This is a genomic window from Ensifer sp. ZNC0028, from assembly GCF_000799055.1.
Taxonomy (GTDB): Bacteria; Pseudomonadota; Alphaproteobacteria; order Rhizobiales; family Rhizobiaceae; genus Ensifer.
Genome location: NZ_JTLA01000069.1, coordinates 33,956 through 52,001 on the forward strand (window position 1 = coordinate 33,956; position 18,046 = coordinate 52,001).

General features: G+C 63.9%; 22 protein-coding genes. 14 read left to right on the plus strand and 8 right to left on the minus strand.

What is annotated here, in order from left to right:
• The first annotated feature begins 108 nt into the window (after positions 1–108).
• The 4 genes from L981_RS16110 to L981_RS16125 all read left to right on the plus strand — a co-directional run bounded on the left by L981_RS16110 (position 109) and on the right by L981_RS16125 (position 5,182).
• The gene (locus L981_RS16110; RefSeq protein WP_043618169.1) at positions 109–2,493 is read left to right on the plus strand and encodes an EAL domain-containing protein; all 2,385 of its coding nucleotides are present in this window, start codon (positions 109–111) and stop codon (positions 2,491–2,493) included.
• Positions 2,494–2,609: 116 nt separating this feature from the next.
• Complete coding sequence (locus tag L981_RS16115; RefSeq protein WP_043618119.1) at positions 2,610–3,344, plus strand: ABC transporter substrate-binding protein; 735 nt, start codon at positions 2,610–2,612, stop codon at positions 3,342–3,344.
• A gap of 67 nt (positions 3,345–3,411) precedes the next feature.
• On the plus strand, positions 3,412–4,131 hold the full coding sequence (gene pth, locus L981_RS16120; RefSeq protein WP_043618172.1) for an aminoacyl-tRNA hydrolase: 720 nt from the start codon (positions 3,412–3,414) through the stop codon (positions 4,129–4,131).
• Positions 4,132–4,273: 142 nt separating this feature from the next.
• Positions 4,274–5,182, plus strand: coding sequence for a squalene cyclase (locus L981_RS16125; RefSeq protein ID WP_245281649.1), 909 nt, complete (start codon positions 4,274–4,276; stop codon positions 5,180–5,182).
• A 33-nt stretch (positions 5,183–5,215) separates the two neighbouring features.
• Here L981_RS16125 and L981_RS16130 read toward each other — a convergent pair whose 3' ends face one another.
• On the minus strand, positions 5,216–5,845 hold the full coding sequence (locus tag L981_RS16130) for a TetR/AcrR family transcriptional regulator (protein ID WP_043618123.1): 630 nt from the start codon (positions 5,843–5,845) through the stop codon (positions 5,216–5,218).
• A 119-nt stretch (positions 5,846–5,964) separates the two neighbouring features.
• On the opposite strand from L981_RS16130, the gene L981_RS16135 reads away from it, so the two are divergent.
• Both L981_RS16135 and L981_RS16140 read left to right on the plus strand, forming a co-directional pair.
• Positions 5,965–6,525 (plus strand): GFA family protein, encoded by a 561-nt coding sequence (locus L981_RS16135; RefSeq protein ID WP_043618125.1) that lies wholly within the window; start codon positions 5,965–5,967, stop codon positions 6,523–6,525.
• Positions 6,509–6,811 carry a hypothetical protein gene (locus L981_RS16140; protein ID WP_043618126.1) on the plus strand — a complete coding sequence of 101 codons (303 nt, stop codon included), beginning with the start codon at positions 6,509–6,511 and terminating at the stop codon, positions 6,809–6,811. The genes L981_RS16135 and L981_RS16140 overlap by 17 nt, the downstream gene beginning before the upstream one ends.
• 54 nt (positions 6,812–6,865) lie before the next feature.
• Here the strand turns inward: L981_RS16140 and clpS are convergent, their stop codons facing one another.
• Together clpS and L981_RS16150 are read right to left on the minus strand one after the other, a co-directional pair.
• Complete coding sequence (gene clpS, locus L981_RS16145) at positions 6,866–7,177, minus strand: ATP-dependent Clp protease adapter ClpS (RefSeq protein ID WP_043618175.1); 312 nt, start codon at positions 7,175–7,177, stop codon at positions 6,866–6,868.
• A 150-nt stretch (positions 7,178–7,327) separates the two neighbouring features.
• Positions 7,328–7,894: a hypothetical protein gene (locus tag L981_RS16150; protein WP_043618128.1), complete on the minus strand. Its 567-nt coding sequence runs from the start codon at positions 7,892–7,894 to the stop codon at positions 7,328–7,330.
• Positions 7,895–8,085: 191 nt separating this feature from the next.
• Between L981_RS16150 and ychF the strand changes: the two genes are divergently transcribed.
• Positions 8,086–9,189 carry a redox-regulated ATPase YchF gene (gene ychF, locus L981_RS16155; RefSeq protein WP_043618131.1) on the plus strand — a complete coding sequence of 368 codons (1,104 nt, stop codon included), beginning with the start codon at positions 8,086–8,088 and terminating at the stop codon, positions 9,187–9,189.
• Between the two features lie 59 nt (positions 9,190–9,248).
• Here the strand turns inward: ychF and L981_RS16160 are convergent, their stop codons facing one another.
• Positions 9,249–10,355, minus strand: coding sequence for a hypothetical protein (locus L981_RS16160; protein WP_043618133.1), 1,107 nt, complete (start codon positions 10,353–10,355; stop codon positions 9,249–9,251).
• Between the two features lie 189 nt (positions 10,356–10,544).
• Here L981_RS16160 and L981_RS16165 point away from each other — a divergent pair, with 189 nt between their 5' ends.
• The 3 genes from L981_RS16165 to L981_RS16175 all read left to right on the plus strand — a co-directional run bounded on the left by L981_RS16165 (position 10,545) and on the right by L981_RS16175 (position 11,819).
• Positions 10,545–10,997: a MaoC family dehydratase gene (locus L981_RS16165; protein ID WP_043618178.1), complete on the plus strand. Its 453-nt coding sequence runs from the start codon at positions 10,545–10,547 to the stop codon at positions 10,995–10,997.
• On the plus strand, positions 10,997–11,467 hold the full coding sequence (locus tag L981_RS16170; protein ID WP_082006054.1) for a MaoC family dehydratase: 471 nt from the start codon (positions 10,997–10,999) through the stop codon (positions 11,465–11,467). Before L981_RS16165 ends, L981_RS16170 begins: the two co-directional genes overlap by 1 nt.
• 139 nt (positions 11,468–11,606) lie before the next feature.
• Positions 11,607–11,819 carry a hypothetical protein gene (locus L981_RS16175; RefSeq protein WP_043618136.1) on the plus strand — a complete coding sequence of 71 codons (213 nt, stop codon included), beginning with the start codon at positions 11,607–11,609 and terminating at the stop codon, positions 11,817–11,819.
• Positions 11,820–11,864: 45 nt separating this feature from the next.
• Here the strand turns inward: L981_RS16175 and L981_RS16180 are convergent, their stop codons facing one another.
• A complete protein-coding gene (locus L981_RS16180) occupies positions 11,865–12,410 on the minus strand; it encodes an adenine phosphoribosyltransferase (protein ID WP_043618138.1) in 546 nt (181 codons plus the stop codon).
• A gap of 192 nt (positions 12,411–12,602) precedes the next feature.
• Here L981_RS16180 and L981_RS16185 point away from each other — a divergent pair, with 192 nt between their 5' ends.
• Positions 12,603–12,788 (plus strand): DUF1059 domain-containing protein, encoded by a 186-nt coding sequence (locus L981_RS16185; RefSeq protein ID WP_034788815.1) that lies wholly within the window; start codon positions 12,603–12,605, stop codon positions 12,786–12,788.
• 66 nt (positions 12,789–12,854) lie between these two features.
• Here the strand turns inward: L981_RS16185 and L981_RS16190 are convergent, their stop codons facing one another.
• Genes L981_RS16190 through L981_RS16200 form a run of 3 tightly spaced genes read right to left on the minus strand, consistent with a single transcriptional unit; the run spans position 12,855 to position 15,363 of the window.
• Positions 12,855–14,114, minus strand: coding sequence for a CCA tRNA nucleotidyltransferase (locus tag L981_RS16190; protein ID WP_043618141.1), 1,260 nt, complete (start codon positions 14,112–14,114; stop codon positions 12,855–12,857).
• Positions 14,111–14,743 (minus strand): CoA pyrophosphatase, encoded by a 633-nt coding sequence (locus tag L981_RS16195; RefSeq protein WP_043618142.1) that lies wholly within the window; start codon positions 14,741–14,743, stop codon positions 14,111–14,113. The genes L981_RS16190 and L981_RS16195 overlap by 4 nt, the downstream gene beginning before the upstream one ends.
• Entirely contained in the window at positions 14,740–15,363 is a 624-nt protein-coding gene (locus tag L981_RS16200; protein WP_043618144.1) for a DUF1285 domain-containing protein, read from the minus strand. Before L981_RS16200 ends, L981_RS16195 begins: the two co-directional genes overlap by 4 nt.
• A 269-nt stretch (positions 15,364–15,632) precedes the next feature.
• On the opposite strand from L981_RS16200, the gene L981_RS16205 reads away from it, so the two are divergent.
• The 3 genes from L981_RS16205 to L981_RS16215 all read left to right on the plus strand — a co-directional run.
• The gene (locus tag L981_RS16205; RefSeq protein ID WP_043618146.1) at positions 15,633–16,646 is read left to right on the plus strand and encodes a MoxR family ATPase; all 1,014 of its coding nucleotides are present in this window, start codon (positions 15,633–15,635) and stop codon (positions 16,644–16,646) included.
• A 3-nt stretch (positions 16,647–16,649) separates the two neighbouring features.
• Positions 16,650–17,570, plus strand: coding sequence for a DUF58 domain-containing protein (locus L981_RS16210; RefSeq protein ID WP_034788827.1), 921 nt, complete (start codon positions 16,650–16,652; stop codon positions 17,568–17,570).
• The coding region (locus L981_RS16215; protein WP_043618149.1) for a BatA domain-containing protein at positions 17,567–18,046 on the plus strand (480 nt) is incomplete at its 3' end. The genes L981_RS16210 and L981_RS16215, both read left to right, overlap by 4 nt.

Below are 18,046 nucleotides of genomic sequence, written 5' to 3' on the forward strand. Positions count from 1 at the left end.
CAGCAACATTTAAGGTTTTGATGATGTTCTTCTGACGGGGAAATTGGGCTTGTCTGAAGAGAATTCTGATATGAGATGGGTGGCAGCTGCTTCTGGGGCGTGCATGCGATGATGCACTCCGTGGAGAACCGGTTTATTGCGATTGTCTGCGGCGCGATGCTCGTCTTCATTGCCCCGCTGCTTGCACTCTTTCTCAGCATCTCGAGCGATCGCATCGCACGCGAGCGCCTGCACAACATCGAACTGTTGATGGCCGCCAGCGCCGAGGCGCTCGGCAAGCCGATCTGGGACTTTGACAGCGACGGCATCAAGCACATCGCCCGCTCGCTGATAAACGGCACCGACATCCTCTCCGTCACCATTCGCGACCAGTCCGGCTCCATCCTCGCGCAGTTGCCGATGGGCGGCGTGCAGCCGAGCACCAAGGACCGGGTTCTCATCCTGCCCATTTCCTACCAGTCGGTGGATGGCATGAAGGAGGTCGGGCGCATCGAAGTCAGGGTTCCGACGCCGGGTCTGCTGTCGCAATTCAGCAAGGACGAGCTGGCGATCCTCGCCATCCTGCTCTTTGCGGTCGCGATCGTTTTCGCCGCAGCGCTCGTCGGCAATCGCTTCACGGTGATGCGCCCGCTGATGCGCCTGACCGCCGCGATCGAGGCCACACGCAGGCTCGGATCGCGCCACCGCGTCGACTGGACCTCCGACGACGAAATGGGCGCGCTTGCCGCCAACTTCAACGAGATGCAGGACCGCCTCGAGCGCGAAGAGACCGAGCTGAAGAACGCCCACGAGCGCGTCACCGACATCTACAACCTGACGCCGGCCATGCTGTTTTCACTGGATGTCGACGGGCGCCTGCTCGCCGTCAGCGACTACTGGCTGCTGGCGACCGGGTACAGCCGCGACGACGTCGTCGGACGCGACTTCGTCGATTTCGTCGATCCGCACTGGCACGAGACCTATCGCAGCCATGCCAAGACGATCGCCGTTGCCGATCACGCCATCCGCGAAGTGACCGTTCCCTTCCGCAAGGCGGACGGCGAAGCGATGACCGTGCTGATCCAGGAGACGAAGGCCACCGGCGAAAGCAGCCTGTCGCTGTCGGTCATGACCGACGTGACCGCGCTGAAGCAGGCGGAAAGCCGCAACCACACCCAGGCGATCACCGATCACCTGACCGGCCTGTTGAACCGCCAGGGCTTCGAGGCCGCGCTCGACGAGGCGATCATCCAGGCCGACCAATGCGCCATGCAGCTCGGCTGCCTGTTCATCGACCTCGACCGCTTCAAGTGGATCAACGACAATTTCGGCCATGCCGCCGGCGACGAAGTGCTGCGCCAGACGGTCGAGCTCATTCAGGCCGCCCTGCCGCATGGCGACATCATGGCCCGGCTCGGCGGCGACGAATTCGCCATCCTGCTTTCCGATCCGAACGCCGCTACTCTGGCGGCCGAAATCGCCGAGCGCATCGTAACCGCCTTGCACGAACCGATGGCGATCGCCGGCAACGAGCTTTTCGTCAGCGCCAGCGTCGGCATCGCCGTCTACCCGACCCATGCGGAAAACGCCTCCGACCTGCTGCTGAAGGCGGACATGGCGATGTATGCCCGCAAGCACGACGGCAAGAACGGCCTGCAGGTGTTCGACGCCGGCATGCTCGACGCCTCACGCGAGCGCCATGAGATCGAGCAGTGCATCGAAGCCGGCCTGAAGGACGACCACTTCGAAGCCTGGCTGCAACCGATCGTCAGCCTCGCTGACGGCCAGATCGCCGGCTTCGAGGCGCTGATGCGCCTCAACCATCCGGAAAAGGGCCTGATGCCGCCCGGCAAGATCATCGGCATCGCCGAAGAAACCGGCATGATTGCCCGCATCGGCGATCAGATCCTCGAAAAGGCGATCCGCCATCTGGCGGCGATCTCCGAGCTCGACGGCACCCAGAACACCTATCTCGCCGTCAACTTCTCGCCGCTGCAGTTCGAGCTGACGCTGCCGCACAAGCTCGCCGCCCTGCTCCTGAAGCACCATATCTCGCCGAGCCGGATCGTCGTCGAGATCACCGAAGCGGTGCTGATGCTCGACAATCCCGAGGTCCACTCGGTGCTGAAGCAGCTCAACGAATTCGGCTGCCGCATCGCTCTCGACGATTTCGGCACCGGCTACTCATCGCTGAGCTACCTGAACCGTTTCCCGGTCGATATCGTCAAGGTCGACCAGTCCTTCACCCGGTCGCTGAGCTCCGGCACTGCCGACATCCGTCGCAAGAGCCGCATGCTGATCAAGGGCATTCGCACGATCTCGCACCAGATGGGCTGCACCGTCGTTGCCGAAGGCATCGAGACCAAGGAGCAGTGGCAACTCTTGCGCAAGCTCGGCGTCGATTGCGGCCAGGGCTATCTCTTCAGCCGGCCGATGCCGGTCGACCGGATGCTGACCATGCTCGAAAGCGATTCCGAGGCAAAGGCGGCTTCCGCACCCAGCATGCGGGCATGAGTTCACCCACCTGATTCCCTCGGGCGCGGGAGGCTTCGGGGGCCCAAGGTCGAGCACAAGCCGGGGATAGAAAGAAGGATCCGTCGCAAGGCGGACGCAGAAGAGGAGGAAAAGATGTGAAGGCGCTGATCGCAGCATTTTTCCTCGGCCTTGTAACGACGGCCGAGGCCCAGACGATCAAGTTCGTCACCGAGGAATATCCGCCTTACAACTTTTCGACCGAGGCCGGCCCGAGTGGTGCGGCCGTCGACCAGATCAAGCTCATCATGGAGCGCCTGAAGCAACCCTATACGATCGAGGTTCTGCCCTGGGCGCGGGCCTTCATGCTGGCCGAGACCGATCCCGCCTATTGTGTTTTCACCACCGGCCACGACGCCGAGCGCGACGGAAACTTCCAGTGGGTCGAGCCGCTGCTGATCGACCACATGGTCATGGTCCGGCAGGCCGGATCCGCGATTGCGCCCAAGTCGCTGGAGGACGCGCAGCAATATACCGTCGGCACGCAGCGCGAGGATTTCTCGGCGTCCTATCTCAAGGAGCACCGCTTCCCCAAGATCGACTATGCCGCCAATCTCGATTCCAGCCTGAAAAAGCTGCTCGCCGGCCGGGTCGATCTGTTGATGACGTCCGAGAAGACCTTCGAAAGCATGCGCACCGAAGGCAAACCGGTGGAGGCGGCGCTGGTGCTTGAAGGCAAGCTCTACGGCATCGCCTGCCACCGCGACTTTCCCCGCGATATCGTCGCCGCCATGCAATACGAACTCGACCGGCTGATCGGCAACGGCACCCAGGATGTGATCTTCAAGCAATACGGGCTCAAGCCCAATGCCAGCCTGCAGGCGGAGAAATAGGCGTTGACTTCCGGGGGATGCGGTGTTTTTGGATGGCATCACCCCGAAATCATGAATGCGCAGCACCATGTTGATCATCGTAGGGCTTGGCAATCCAGGTTCGAAATACGCCGCCAACCGGCACAATATCGGCTTCATGGCGGTTGACGTCATTCATCGCCGGCACAGCTTTTCTTCCTGGTCGAAGAAGTTCAAGGCCGAGATCGCCGAGGGCGATATCGGCGGCGAGCGCGTTCTGTTGATGAAACCGCAGACCTACATGAACCTGTCCGGCGAAGCGGTCGGCGAGGCCATGCGCTTCTACAAGCTGCAGCCGAAGGACATCACCGTCATCTATGACGAGCTCGACCTGCCGTCCGCCAAGGCGCGCATCAAGGTCGGCGGCGGCCATGGCGGGCATAACGGCATCAAGTCGATCGATGCCCATTGCGGCAAGGACTACCGGCGCATGCGCCTCGGCATCGGCCATCCCGGCGTCAAGGATCTGGTGCACGCCCATGTGCTCGGCGATTTCGCCAAGGCAGACCAGGCCTGGCTGGTGCCCCTGCTCGACGCCATCGCCGACAATGCCGACATGCTGGTGCGCGGCGAAGACAGCCAGCTCCTGAACAAGATCGCGCTCGCGACCGGCGGCAAGCCGGAAGCGGAAAAGCCTGAAGGCCCGAAGAAGCAGGGCGCGCAATCGCATATCCACCAGGCGCGCAATTCCGCCCAGCCGAAGAAGCTGCCGGCGACCGGCCCGATGGCCGACATGCTGAAGAAGATGTTCGGCTCGAAGAACGACTAGCTTCCCCTATCCGCAAAGCGCCCTAGCTTGTGCAGTCGGAACGGGTCAGATCGACCCGATGGCATAAGTCTGGAGCACGCCCGTGGCCGACGCGGTGATTGACTGGCTTCTCGCATCGGATCCCGCAATCCGCTGGCAGGTGATGCGCGACCTGCTGGATGCCCCAGAGCCTCTATGGAAAGCCGAAAGGGCCAAGGTGGAGACCGAAGGCTGGGGCGCCAGGCTTCTCTCGCATCAGGACGATGACGGCCAATGGGCGGGAGGCGCTTTCATCCCCGCCGGTTTCGACGAGCACGAGTGGACCGCGCAGGGCCAACCCTGGACGGCAACCTGCTTTTCGCTGTCGCAGCTCCGGGAATTCGGTCTCGACCCTTCGTCCGAGCGGGCCCGACGAACCGTCGACCTGATCGGCGCGAATTCCCGCTGGGACGAAGGCGGCCAGCCCTATTGGCAAGGCGAAGTCGAGGAGTGCATCAACGGCCGCACCGTTGCCGACGGCGCCTATTTCGGCGTCGACGTTTCGCCGATCGTCGACAGGCTCGTCGGCGAGGTCCAGGCCGATGGCGGCTGGAACTGCGAACGGGCAAACGGTTCGCTCCGGTCCTCCTTTGCCACCACCATCAACGTGCTCGAAGGCTTGCTTGCGTTCGAACGGGCGACCGGTGGCACGCCACGGTCCAAGGCGGCGCGCCGGGCCGGCGAGGACTACCTGCTCAAGCGCCATCTCTTCCGCCGCCTGAGCACGGGCGAAGCCGCCGACAAACGCTTCCTGTGCCTTTGCCACCCAAGCCGCTGGCGATACGACATCCTGCGGGCGCTCGATTACTTTCGTGCCGCGGCGCTCTTTTGCGATGCGGCACCCGATCCACGACTCAGCGAAGCGATCGACCATCTGCGTTCAAGGCAGCTCGAAAGCGGCGCATGGCCACTCGACTGGCGCCCCGCCGGACGGGTGTGGTTCGACATCGACGACGGGGTCGACGCCCCTTCGCGGTGGGTGACGCTGAAGGCGATGCGCGTGCTCAAGTGGTGGGACGCCCACGCGCGGTGAAGGCCGCGCCTGAGCGCAACCCGCGGCCATCCATCACCCCGGCTTATGGGCCGCCAGAAAGATCCGCACCGCCTCCGCCGCATGGGCCCGCAGCACCTCCGGCGTCGGAATGGCGCCGTCGCCGAGCAGCATGGCGTCATTGACCGGCCCGCCCATGACCAGCCAGTTGAATAAGCCGCCAGCGACCTCTGCATCCTTCACCCGGATGTCGCCCTTCTCGCCATAGCGCCTGAACGCGACCGCCAGCCGCCGGATCGAGCGCATGGGCCCGCGCTCGTGCAGCGCCTCGCCAAGCTGCGGAAAGCGCTCCACTTCGGCGATCACAAGGCGGCGGACCTGCATCAGTCGCGGCGTCATCACTATCGTCAGCAACTGCGTGGCATAGTCGAGCAGGAAGTCCTCGATCGGCTCGTCGCCATCGGGGTCGGCCACCTGCTCCTGGAACTCGTCGCCGGCTCCCCCCGTCATGCTGCGCACGACTTCGAGAAACAGCGCCTCCTTGTTGTGGAAGTGGGAATAGACCGTCTGCTTCGACACCTCCGCCGTCGCTGCGATCTCGTCCATGTTGGTGCCGAGGAAGCCGTGCTTGAGGAAGAGGTCGCTGGCTGCGGCCACGATCAGTTTGCGGGTGCGCTCCATGCGCGTCTTTGCGCCGTTGCTCAAGCCTGCCCTCCCCCTGCCGTATCTCGCCAAATCACTCGGCTTGCAGAATAGGCCAGTCGGATTGACAAATCAAACTGGACGGTCCAGTCTAGTTAGTGAAGCCAGATCAGGAGATGGCCATGGCCAAACCACAGGGAAGACATCGCATTGCCGCCTGCCGCTGCGGGCTGGTTGCCTTTGAAGCCGTCGGCGAGCCGATCGTTGGCGCCGCCTGCTACTGCACCAGTTGCCGCACCGCCGGCGAGCGCTTCGAAGCCTTGCCGGAGGCGTCGCCGGTCATGGAGGCCGACGGCTCGACGCGCTTTGCGCTCTACCGCAAGGACCGCATCCGCTGCGTGAGAGGCAGCGATCTCCTGCGCGAACACCGGCTGACGCCGGAAGCGCCGACGCGCCGGGTCATCGCCAGTTGCTGCAACGCCGCCATGTTCCTGGAGTTCAAGGGTGGCCATTGGCTGAGCGTCTACAATCAGCGTTTTGCCCCGGACGAACAGCCGCCGCTGGAAATGCGCACAATGACGAAGGACCGCAGGGCCGGCGTCGAGTTTGCCGACACGCTGCCGAGCTACAAAACGCATTCGGGCCGCTTCATGTGGCGGCTATTGACCGCCTGGGCGGCGATGGGATTCAAGGCGCCGAAGATCGACTATGTGAAGGGCGAGGCCAATGGCATCCCCGGCTGAGAAGATCGAGATCGAAAACATCGTCTCGCCCGGCCACAAACATCGCGTCGATCGGGTGAAATACGAGGCGATGCGTGAAGCCCTGCTCGCGGTGCTGCCGCCCTCAGCACCCGGCCTGAGCGTGGCGGAAGCGAAGGAGCGGCTGCTGCCGTTGCTGCCGCAGGACCTTTTTCCCGAGGGCGCGAAGGCGGGCTGGTGGCTGAAGGCGGTTCAACTCGATCTCGAGGCCAAGGGCACGATCGAGCGCGAAGCGAGCAAGCCGCTTCGCCTGCACCGGAAGGCGTGAAGCCGGCCGGCCGCGGGGCATCCCTCCGGCCGCCACGCCTATTCATGAGGCTTGTTATTCCTCTGGCTCGGTGGTGAAAAGCAGCGGGAAGCCCGCTTCCTTGGCGAGGTCGGTTGCTTCCTTGGCCTTGGTTTCGGCGATGTCGCGGGCGCAGACGACCACCACGCAGCTTCCCATCTTGTGGGCGGTCATCATCACCCGGTAGCCCGCCTCCTCGCTCATATGGAACACGGCCTTGAGCACGCCGACGACGAACTCGCGCGGCGTGTAATCGTCATTGAGCAGCATGACCTTGTAAAGCTTCGGCCGCTCGAGCTTCGGCTTCACCTTCACTTTGACTTTTCTGGCAACCTCGTTGTCACTCATCGGAACCACCCCGTTGATGACAGATTGGCCGGCGTTGCCGCGGACCGCCTTGCGGACAAGGCCGTCTCGGCGCACCGGCCCCGTCGGCGCACTATCCTACGGCCGCAGGTGCCGATCAAGCAAAAGCAGGCGCACGGACGCAGGCGGAAATCAACGCTTTCCCCAATAGCCGACGAACATCGATGACGCTTCGTCATAGGAGCGGGCTTTTTCCAGCGCCGCCTTTGCCTCTTGCTTGCGCGCCAGAAGCGCATGGAAGAAGCAATGCACGAAAAGCGGCGCGTCCGCTCCTTCGGGCGAGCCTTCAGGCGCAACGTAGAGGGCGGCCCCTCCCTTTTCGACAAAGGCATCGCCGTAGCTCTTGCCGCCGGTCTCACAGCAAGTGCTGAGCACGATCTTGCCGTCAAGCCTGGCGTGTTCGGCGATAACGGCTGGCGGCAAGCTGCCCTCGACCAGCATCGATGTGTCGATCTCCTCGATATAGTCGCCAAAGACGAAGCCGTTCTCGTCGCCGTGTCCGGAAATGACCAGATGCTGGTGCACCAGCTCGCCGCCGGCAAGCAAGGTCAGGAAATCCCCGGGCGTTCCCGGCAGATGCAGGGTGACGACGGCGCCCATGCTTTCGAGCGTCGCGCGGATCAACAGCGCCTCGAGCGTATCGCCGATATCGACGACGGCAACCGGCACGCGCGGGAACATGAACTTCTGGTCGATCAATGCGGAAATCCTCAATAATGTCCTGGCCGCCGCGCAGGTCGACGGAAATCTGAGCGCATATGCGGCCCGAAGAGCACCCGTTCAACGGGCGTGGCCCCTTATTTACCGTGAACAGGGCCTGCGCCCTTGACCGGGGAGCGCCCTTCCCGCATAGCCACGCCAACGGAATTTTAAGATACGGACGAGACCCCATGGGCTTCAAATGCGGTATTGTCGGACTGCCGAACGTCGGCAAGTCCACGCTCTTCAACGCACTCACCAAGACGGCAGCGGCGCAAGCGGCCAACTATCCCTTCTGCACCATCGAGCCGAACACCGGCGAAGTTGCGGTGCCGGATCCGCGCATGCGCAAGCTTGCCGACATCGCCAAGTCGAAGGAAATCATCCCGACGCGCATCTCCTTCGTCGACATCGCCGGCCTGGTGCGCGGCGCGTCGAAGGGTGAAGGCCTCGGCAACCAGTTCCTCGCCAACATCCGCGAAGTCGACGCCGTGGTGCACGTGCTGCGCTGCTTCGAGGATGACGACATCACGCACGTCGAAGGCCGCATCAACCCGGTCGCCGATGCCGAGACGATCGAGACCGAGCTGATGCTCGCCGACCTCGACAGCCTCGAGCGCCGCACCGAACAGACCCGCAAGCGCGCCGGCGGCAAGGACAAGGACTCCGTCGCCCAGCTGCCGATCATGGAAGCTTCGCTGAAGCTTTTGCAGGACGGCAAGCCGGTTCGCACGATGCTCGCCAAGCTCGATGCCGAAGAACTGCGCATCCTGCAGGGCCTGAACCTTTTGACCGCACACCCGGTTCTCTACGTCTGCAACGTCGCGGAAAGCGATGCGGTCGACGGCAACGAACACACCCGCGCGGTTGCCGAAATGGCAAAGGGGCAAGGCGCCGAGAGCGTTGTCATCTCGGCAGCGATCGAATCCGAAGTGGCCCAGCTGCCGGAAGAAGAATCCAAGGAGTTCCTGAGCGCACTCGGTCTCGAAGAAGCCGGTCTCGACCGCCTGATCCGTGCCGGCTACAAGCTGCTCGACCTCATCACCTATTTCACCGTCGGTCCGAAGGAAACGCGCGCCTGGACAATCCAGCGCGGCACCAAGGCGCCGCAGGCGGCCGGCGTCATCCACACTGACTTCGAGCGTGGCTTCATTCGCGCCAACACCATCGCCTATGAAGACTACATCGCGCTCGGCGGCGAAGTGGGCGCCAAGGAAGCCGGCAAGGCACGCGACGAAGGCAAGGAATACGTCGTCCAGGACGGCGACGTCATCCACTTCCGCTTCAACACGTAAGACCTGCCGGTCCGATCCCGCACTCAAGGCGCGGGATCGGAGCGCATCAGAACTTGATACTACGGCGCGGCATGCAACCGCGCCGTTATCGTTTCCGGCAAGAGGTCGATGACCATGCGGCGCAACCGCTGCCAGAAAATGCCGATGAACAAGACGGTCACCCCGACGACCGCAAGGGCGATGAAGACGTAGCTGTCGAGCGACGCATTGGTCTTGCTCAACACAGTCCAGATCGCACCGCCAAGCGACAACAGCCCCGATGTGACGAAAGCGCGCCGGTCGATGACGAGCCCGACCAGCATGAACACGGCGACGATCACGATTGCGGAAGCCGCCTGATTGAAGCTTGCCTGTCCGTCCCACCATGTTGCGCCGCCATTCGCCAGGAACACCAGGCCCATCAGCGAATAGAGCAGAGCCGGCGCGGCTGCCAGGTGCAGCCAGAAGGCGATGTCCGAACGGGTGGTGAGCCGCTGAGGGTCCGAAACGTCGTAGCGCATGGCGATCGCGAACACGGCCATCGCCCCCACGAACAAGGTCAGCGGAAAGAGCAGGACGTGGTCGGGGTTGGCAACGTCGATACCGAAGACCTTCTGGAAGGCGATGAGCACCGCCACCACGCAGAGCATCGCGATCGACAGCACCAGGCCGGCCAGCGCCAGCGGAACGCGGTAGCGCCAGTAGAACAGCGCCAGCGGGATCGGGAAGGCAGCAACATAGGTCAGGCCGAAGGTCAGGGGGTGCCAGGCATCCCCGTGATCGTCCACGAACCACATCGAGGTCATTGCGACCCAATGAACGAGCGCGAGCGTCAGCACCACCGAAGGCAGCGCCAGACGCTGGCGCCGCACAAGAATTTCCGCAAGCACGAGAATGACGGGCAGCGTTGCGAGCGGGCCGGTCAGGCCCCACAAGCCGATGAGGACCACCACGACGCCGATCGTGATCAGGATATCGTGGAAGCCTCTGATGAAGCGGGGCTGTTCGCTGTCTTCCGCCGCCCGCGCATCGAGCGCGGCGTCGGCCCTGTCGGCCGCGGCATCCGATGCCACTGGCCCGAAACGGAAGCCACGATCGGCGAGATACACTTCGAGATCGCGCACCTGATGCGCGGAGATGATGCCTTTTTCGGCTGCGCCCGCGAGCGCTCTGTTCAGTTCGGTCACGCGCTTTCCTCAATCAAGACACGAGCGGATGGGACGGATTGTCAGCTGGTTGCATGGACAAGAGCCAAGCGCAACCGGGAAACGTCGCGGGAGGACCTGCGATGTTGCGTATCTCCGCGCAAATCGATTCCGCTTGCGGAAATTATGCAGTAGGTAATGCGGCAACAAATCAGACGGGACAAGGCAAGCATGCTCTACTTCGAGGATTTTTCCGAAGGCCGGCGGTTCGACTACAAGCCGGTCGAGATGAAGCCGCCGGAGATGATCGCGTTTGCCAGCGAATTCGACCAGCAGCCGATGCATCTTGATGAAGAGGCGGGAAAACGCAGCATCCTGGGCGGTCTCGCCGCCTCCGGCTGGCACACCAGCGCCATCGGCATGCGCATGATGCTCGACGCCTTCATGAGCAATTCCACGTCCCAGGGCTCGCCCGGCATCGATTTCATGGACTGGAGGAAGCCGGTCATTGCCGGCGACGTGCTCTCGGGCTTCAGCCTGGTGATCGAGGCGCGCCGTTCGAAGTCGAAACCGGATCTCGGCATCGTCAAGTTCCGCAACGAAATCAACAACCAGGCCGGCGAGCCCGTGGCGGTTTCCGAATGCTCGGTTCTCTTTCGCTGCCGCGACAAGGGCAACGCCTGATGATGACGATGGAAGAATTCTACGCGGCCAAGAGCCGGACCGTGATCGGCAGTCTGACCTTTACGGCCGAGGACATCATCCGCTTTGCCACCGACTTCGACCCCCAACCCTTCCACCTCGATGCGGAAGCGGCGCGGCATTCGCTGTTTGGCGGCCTTTGCGCCTCAGGTTGGCATACCTGCGCCGGGTGGATGCAGTGCTTCGTCAAGTTCTGGCGAAACGAGCAACGCCGGCTTGCGGCCGAAGGTCTGAAGGCGCCGAACCTTGGCCCCTCGCCCGGATTTCGCGACCTGAAATGGCTGAAGCCGGTCTATGCCGACGACACGGTCACCTACTTCGTCACCTTCCTCGAAAGCCGTTCGCTTGCCTCCAAGCCCGGCTGGCGGATCAACACGATCCTGTGCGAAGGCGAAAACCAGCACGGCGAAGCGGTGATCCGTTTCGAGAGCAAGGTCATCGAGTTCGTCTGACCGGACCAAACCGGCCAGGCGCCATCATTTCTTAAAATCGCCTTCCGCCGGATGTAAACTCCCTAGTTACAGGTTGCGCGCCCTCAGCCGCGCCGAAGCGGCTTCGGGGCAAGCGACCATTGCTAGCGGAGGAGCGGCTATGGAAAGAACCCACGCCCGCGAATTGGCGGACGAATATCTGCGTCTTGGCGGTCACCGACGCGTCGTCATCGATGATAACGAGACATCGGTCCGAAGCTGGGAAGACGAGCCGCCGGAAGCCGAAAAATTCTGGCTCACCGAAGTGGAGACATTGTCGCCGGCAGCCCAGCGCGAAGTGCAATTGATGCTGCGGACGATCAACCGCATGTAGGCCAAAGGAAGGGCGCGGTTCCCGCACCCATCCCGCAACGACCAATCAGTGGCCCTCGAACTCGATCAGCGTGCGGACATTGACGCCGAGCGCTTCGAGTTTCTTGCGCCCGCCGAGTTCAGGCAGGTCGATGACGAAACAGGCGGCGACGATCTCGGCGCCCATCTGCTTCAAGAGCTTGGTGGCCGCTTCCGCCGTGCCGCCGGTCGCGATCAGGTCGTCGACCAGGATCACCTTTTCGCCCGGACGGATCGCATCCTTGTGCATTTCCATCTCGTCGACGCCGTATTCCAGGCTGTAGGCGATGCGCACGGTGTCGTGCGGCAGCTTGCCCTTCTTGCGGATCGGCACGAAGCCAGAAGAAAGCTGATGCGCAATCGCGCCACCGAGGATGAAACCACGCGCCTCGATACCGGCGATCTTGTCGATCTTGGTGCCGGCATAGGGATGCACCAGTTCGTCGATCGCGCGACGGAAGGCGCGCGGATTGCCGAGCAAGGTGGTGATATCGCGAAACATCACGCCCGGCTTCGGATAGTCAGGAATGTTCCGGATGGCGGCAATCAGTTCCGATTGAACGGTGGAGGTCATGGGCAAAAGGGCCTTTGCGTCTCTTGTTACCGCAAACCCATAACACCAACGGCCCGCTTGTCTATAACGGTTTCTTGTCGCGCGTTCGGCGGGAACAATTGGCCGTGCCGGGGGTTGATGCTACTCTGACCGTGCGGTCGCCCGACCGGCGCGCCGCTCTCGCATCAAACTTACACAGGGAAGGAAGCAACCATGCGCCTGTTTGAATGCGGTTCCCTCGTCCCGGGCTGCGAATGGCACACCCGCGCCGATAACGATGCCGAAATCGTGCGCCGCGTGGTCGATCACATGCGCGAAACGCACGGCGAAACCGTCATCCGCGAAAACATGATCGACAACATCAAGGCCCGGATCACCGACGAGTCCAAGGCGGCTTAAGCCGTCCTCAAGGCGGCGTGAGCCGTCCGGCCAAGGCGGCTTAGCCGTCCGGCCAAGGCGGCCTGATCAGGACGGCTGCACCATGGCTTCGAGCCGGGCGACGAGGTTTGCCCGGTCGAGATTGAAGTTACGCTCGATCCAGAGGTTCTCGAGTTCGCCGAGGATCTCGCCCACCCGCGGGCCGGCCGGCACACCGGCCTTCAGCACATCACCGCCGTTCAACGGAAAGCTTGGCCGCTTGAAGGCCTCGGCCCGCGCCAGAAGACGGCGCAGCGAAGCGGTCTCGGACAAGAACGCCGGGTCTCCTTCCGACTTGCGCCGCGCCGTTGAGAGTGCCAGCCGCAGCCGCACGACAATGCCTTCCACCCCATGACGATAGAGCAGCCGATCGAAGGCCGTGTCGACGGTCGTCGCCGGCACCGCGGGCGCCTTGGCCCAGCGGCTGAAATAGGCAGCCTCCACCTTCGACACACGCAGACGCTCGGCCATGGCCTCCAGACGCTCCTCGTCCGGCGGCACGATCGCGGCAAGCCGCAGAAGCGGGTCCGGCTGCCAGCCGAAGGCCCGCTCGGCGGCAACGATATCGGGGATCGCGTCGATGCCCCATTTCTCGGTTTCCGGCAGGATTTCGGTGAGCACGCCGGCCTGGCGCATCCAAAGCAGCGCGCGGCCGGGATCATCGGCCGAAAGCAGCTTCTTCGTTTCCGCCCAGACCCGCTCGGCCGAAAGCGTTGCAAGCTTCGCGCGCGCGCGGGCACAGGCGCGCAAGCCATCGGCATCCGGCCGGCCACGGCCGTAATGGGCGAAGAAGCGGAAGAAGCGCAGGATGCGCAGATAGTCTTCGGCGACCCGTTCGCTGGCATCGCCGATAAAGCGCAGCGTACGCATTTCGATATCGGCGAGACCGCCGACATCGTCGAAGACCTCGCCGCGGTCGTTGGCGTAGAGCGCGTTGATGGTGAAGTCTCGCCGCTCGGCATCCGCCTTCCAGTCGGTGCCGAAGGCGACTTCGGCGCGACGGCCATCGGTCGCAACGTCACGGCGCAGCGTCGTCACCTCATAGGGCATGCCGTCGATGACGAGCGTCACCGTGCCATGGTCGATGCCGGTCGGCACCACCTTGATGCCGGCCGCCTTCGCCCGCTCGGCGACCTCATCGGGGCGCCAGGTGGTTGCCATGTCGATATCGCCGGCCGGCAAGCCCATCAGGCTGTTGCGCACCGCACCGCCGACGACCCGGACTTCGCCGCCGTCGACATTGAGCACATCGAAAACGCGACGCAGGGAGGGCGTCGAGAACCAGCCTTCGCCAGCAACCGAGGTCATGCATAAAGCCTTTCATAGAGCATGCGCAGAATTCCGGCGGTGATACCCCAGATGTTGCGGCCGCCATAGGGCATCCGGTAGAAATGCCGTTCCTCGCCCTGCCAGTGGCCGCTGCCGCGGTCGTGATTGCCGGGGTCCATCAGGAACGACAGCGGCACCTCGAAGACGCTTTCGACCTCTTCCGGGTTGGGCACGAGTTCGAAGCCGGGCTTGACCACGGCCAGCACCGGGGTGATGCGGAAACCGGACATGGCCATGTAGTGCGGCAGCCGGCCGATGGTTTCGACGAAGCGCGGATCGAGGCCGATCTCTTCCTGCGCCTCGCGTAGCGCTGCGACTTCGATAGACCGGTCTTCGGGGTCGACGGCACCGCCCGGAAAGGCCACCTGGCCGGAATGCTTGCGCAGGCTGGTGGTGCGTTGGGTGAGGATAACCGTCGCATCGTCGCCGTCGTCGACAACAGGCACCAGGACTGCGGCGTCCTTGAGCTTAAGCGTCTCCAGATAGGGCACCATGCCCGGATTGAGCAGGAAGTCGCCGTGCTCGCGCCAGGAGGTCTCGATCGGCCCGCCCATCTGGGTCAGCGCCCGACGACGAAACTCGTCGGCTGAGAAGGGATGCGCATTCATCGGGAGAGCGCGTCCAGCTCGGCCGCCGGCATGATCGGGAAGACCGCGCCGCCCGAGCGCACGCAGAACATCTCCGTGCCGTCGATCGCGACAGTTTCACCCAGCTCGACGATGTCGTACATGACCGGCCGCGACACCAGGGCTTCCAGCCGCCCGCGCACATGCAGGTAAGGCTTCAGCTCGCGGTTCTCGCCATGGATGACGAAGCGCAGCGGATGCTCCGCCCCGGCTTCGACCACGTCGCCGACATTGGTGCGGAAGGTCAGGACCTGGCCCTTTTCCCCCTCGGTCACGCTCATCTCGACGGCGACGAAGGGCGCGTCGACAATGCGGATGCCGACCTTTTCCACAGGCGTGACGAGATAGGTGCGCCCGTCCTCGTCCTTGCGCAAAACGGTGGAAAACAGCCTGACCAAGGGCTGCCGGCCGATCGGCGTGCCCAGATAGAACCAGGTGCCGTCGGCGCGGATCTCCATGTCGATGTCGCCGCAAAACGGCGGATTCCAGCGGTCAACCGGTGGCAGGCCGCGCGCTTTTTCGCCGGTCTGCCCGGCAGCACGCGCAATCAGGGCCGCCAGTCCGGCCGCATCGCCGGTTTGCTGAATTTCGGCTTCTGCCATTGTTCCGTCCCGTTTGACCTCGATTTTGCATCGAGACCTTTGATATCTCACGAGATAGTGCGTCGGCGCCGACTTGTCAGCCGTCCGGCAGGGTCTAAATTGGATTTTGGCGACTGAAATCCCGGCTACCGCATGATTCCTTAAATCGGGATCGATCTAAGGACGTCTTGCGGCGGCTCAATATTACAGCGAGCCTGGCGCGCTCTATAAGGACGCGCGGCGCTGTAGGGGCGATTCGGTTTAACAACGGGCGACCGGGGAGTATGACCATGAGTGTGATGAAGGGCGCGGCTGACGCGATCGACGAGAAGGCGATTGTCGCTGCGGCCGAAAGTGCGCTGGGCGAAATCGCCCGGGTGCGTGCGGAAGTCGGCAAAGTCATTTTCGGCCAGGAAAGCGTCGTCGAACAGACCTTGCTCGCAGTCCTTTCCGGCGGCCATGCCCTGCTCGTCGGTGTTCCCGGCCTTGCCAAGACGAAGCTCGTCGCCACGCTCGGCACCGTGCTCGGGCTCGATTCCAGCCGCGTGCAGTTCACGCCCGACCTGATGCCGTCGGATATCCTCGGCTCCGAAGTGATGGACCAGGATGCGGCCGGCCATCGCTCGTTCCGCTTCATTCCCGGCCCGATCTTCACGCAGTTGCTGATGTCCGACGAAATCAACCGCGCCTCGCCGCGCACCCAGTCGGCGCTGCTGCAGGCCATGCAAGAGTATCACATCACGGTTGCCGGCGCCCGCAAGGACCTGCCGGCGCCCTTCCATGTGCTTGCAACCCAGAACCCTCTGGAGCAGGAAGGCACCTATCCCCTGCCCGAGGCGCAACTCGACCGCTTCCTGATGCAGGTCGATGTCGGCTATCCAGACCTTGCTGCCGAGCGCCAGATTCTGCTCGAAACCACAGGTGTCGGCGAAGCGACGGCCCACCCGGTCATCGATGCCGCCCGGCTGCTGCAGATCCAGAGCCTCATCCGCCAGATGCCGGTCGGCGAGAAGGTGGTCGACGCGATCCTGTCGCTGGTGCGCTCCGCCCGACCGGGCAACGGCAATGCCGCGACCGACAAGAACGTCGCCTGGGGCCCAGGCCCGCGCGCCGGACAGGCGCTGATGCTTTGCGCCCGCGCCCGCGCGCTCTATGACGGCCGCCTGGCGCCGTCGATCGACGACATCCTGGCGCTGGCCGAACCGGTGCTTCAGCATCGCATGGCGCTGACCTTCGCCGCCCGCGCCGAAGGCATGACCGTGCGCGACGTCGTCGCCGATCTGGTGAAGCAGGCCAGAGGCTGACGCATGGCCACCGTCGGGCACATAGTCTCGCGTACTCCTGCCAGTGAAGTGCTTTCACGCGCGCAGCAGCGCGCCATGCTCGTTCCCGATTGCCTGGTCGAGGCGCGACGGATCGCCAACACCGTGATCTCCGGCTGGCACGGTCGGCGCAAGCGCGGCATCGGCGAAAACTTCTGGCAGTTCCGGCCCTATTCCGATGGCGAGAGCATGTCGCGCATCGATTGGCGGCGTTCTGCCCGCGACGACCATACCTATGTGCGCGACCGCGAATGGGAAGCCGCCCACACCATCTGGCTGTGGGCCGATCTCTCGCCGTCGATGATGTACAAGTCGAAGCTCGGCACCGTGTCCAAGGAGAGCCGTGCGCTGGTCCTGATGCTGGCACTCGCCGAGATCCTCGCACGCTCGGGCGAGCGCATCGGCTGCCCGGGCATCATGGAGCCGGTCTCGGCGCGCAACGCCGCCGAACGGCTGGCGACTGCCATCATGCTGAGCCCGCTTGCCGAGGGCCTGCCCGAAACCGGAATGATCCGCAGCGCCAGCGACCTCGTGCTGATCGGCGATTTTCTCGATCCTGCCGAAAAGATCATGGACCGCCTCGGCCCGCTGGCCAGGCGCGGCCTGCGCGGCCATGTGGTCGAGATCGCCGACCCGGCCGAAGAAGTGTTTCCCTATTCCGGCCGGACCGAATTCACCGATCCTGAGACCGGCGAGAAGCTGACCGCCGGCCGCGCCGAAGTGCTGCGTGAGGACTATCAGCGCGCCTATATCGGCCGACGCGACACGCTCGGCGTGACGCTCCGCCATCTCGGCTGGACCTTCACCCCGCACAAGACAGACCGGCCCGCCTCCGAGGCACTCGTCGCCGTGCACACCTATCTCTCTGGCATGCCGGGACGCGCGACCCACGGAGGCCAGCTATGAGCGGCCTCGCCTTCCTCTTCACCAATCCGGCCATCCTTGCCGCGCTGGTTGCCCTGCCGGTCATCTGGTGGCTGCTGCGCATGACGCCGCCAAGACCGTCGGCCGAAGTCTTCCCGCCGCTGCGCATCCTCGCCTCGGTGATGAAGCGCGAGGAGACCCCGGCGCAAAGCCCGTGGTGGCTGACGCTGTTGCGCATGCTAATGGCCGCCGCCCTCATCCTTGCGATCGCCGACCCCGTGATCAACCCACGGCAGAACACGCTTTCGGCAGCCGGTCCGCTCGCGCTCGTCGTCGACAACAGCTGGGCGACAGTCTCCGACTGGAACCAGCGGGTCGAAGCCGCCAATGCTCTGATCGACGATGCCGAAGCCAAGGAGCTTCCGGTTTCGATCGTCTTTACCACTGACCGCCAGCATGACGCGACGCCGGCCTCCGCCGCCACGGCGCGCGACCGCCTGGCCGCCGCGCAGCCGCAG

Excerpts from the sequence above, each read along its gene's own strand:
- L981_RS16110 (WP_043618169.1), top strand. The coding sequence starts at position 109 with ATGATGCACTCCGTGGAGAACCGGTTTATTGCGATTGTCTGCGGCGCG.
- pth (WP_043618172.1), top strand. The coding sequence starts at position 3,412 with ATGTTGATCATCGTAGGGCTTGGCAATCCAGGTTCGAAATACGCCGCC.
- L981_RS16125 (WP_245281649.1), top strand. The coding sequence starts at position 4,274 with ATGCGCGACCTGCTGGATGCCCCAGAGCCTCTATGGAAAGCCGAAAGG.
- L981_RS16135 (WP_043618125.1), top strand. The coding sequence starts at position 5,965 with ATGGCCAAACCACAGGGAAGACATCGCATTGCCGCCTGCCGCTGCGGG.
- L981_RS16140 (WP_043618126.1), top strand. The coding sequence starts at position 6,509 with ATGGCATCCCCGGCTGAGAAGATCGAGATCGAAAACATCGTCTCGCCC.
- clpS (WP_043618175.1), bottom strand. The coding sequence starts at position 7,177 with ATGAGTGACAACGAGGTTGCCAGAAAAGTCAAAGTGAAGGTGAAGCCG.
- ychF (WP_043618131.1), top strand. The coding sequence starts at position 8,086 with ATGGGCTTCAAATGCGGTATTGTCGGACTGCCGAACGTCGGCAAGTCC.
- L981_RS16165 (WP_043618178.1), top strand. The coding sequence starts at position 10,545 with ATGCTCTACTTCGAGGATTTTTCCGAAGGCCGGCGGTTCGACTACAAG.
- L981_RS16170 (WP_082006054.1), top strand. The coding sequence starts at position 10,997 with ATGATGACGATGGAAGAATTCTACGCGGCCAAGAGCCGGACCGTGATC.
- L981_RS16175 (WP_043618136.1), top strand. The coding sequence starts at position 11,607 with ATGGAAAGAACCCACGCCCGCGAATTGGCGGACGAATATCTGCGTCTT.
- L981_RS16180 (WP_043618138.1), bottom strand. The coding sequence starts at position 12,410 with ATGACCTCCACCGTTCAATCGGAACTGATTGCCGCCATCCGGAACATT.
- L981_RS16185 (WP_034788815.1), top strand. The coding sequence starts at position 12,603 with ATGCGCCTGTTTGAATGCGGTTCCCTCGTCCCGGGCTGCGAATGGCAC.
- L981_RS16190 (WP_043618141.1), bottom strand. The coding sequence starts at position 14,114 with ATGACCTCGGTTGCTGGCGAAGGCTGGTTCTCGACGCCCTCCCTGCGT.
- L981_RS16195 (WP_043618142.1), bottom strand. The coding sequence starts at position 14,743 with ATGAATGCGCATCCCTTCTCAGCCGACGAGTTTCGTCGTCGGGCGCTG.
- L981_RS16200 (WP_043618144.1), bottom strand. The coding sequence starts at position 15,363 with ATGGCAGAAGCCGAAATTCAGCAAACCGGCGATGCGGCCGGACTGGCG.
- L981_RS16205 (WP_043618146.1), top strand. The coding sequence starts at position 15,633 with ATGAGTGTGATGAAGGGCGCGGCTGACGCGATCGACGAGAAGGCGATT.
- L981_RS16210 (WP_034788827.1), top strand. The coding sequence starts at position 16,650 with ATGGCCACCGTCGGGCACATAGTCTCGCGTACTCCTGCCAGTGAAGTG.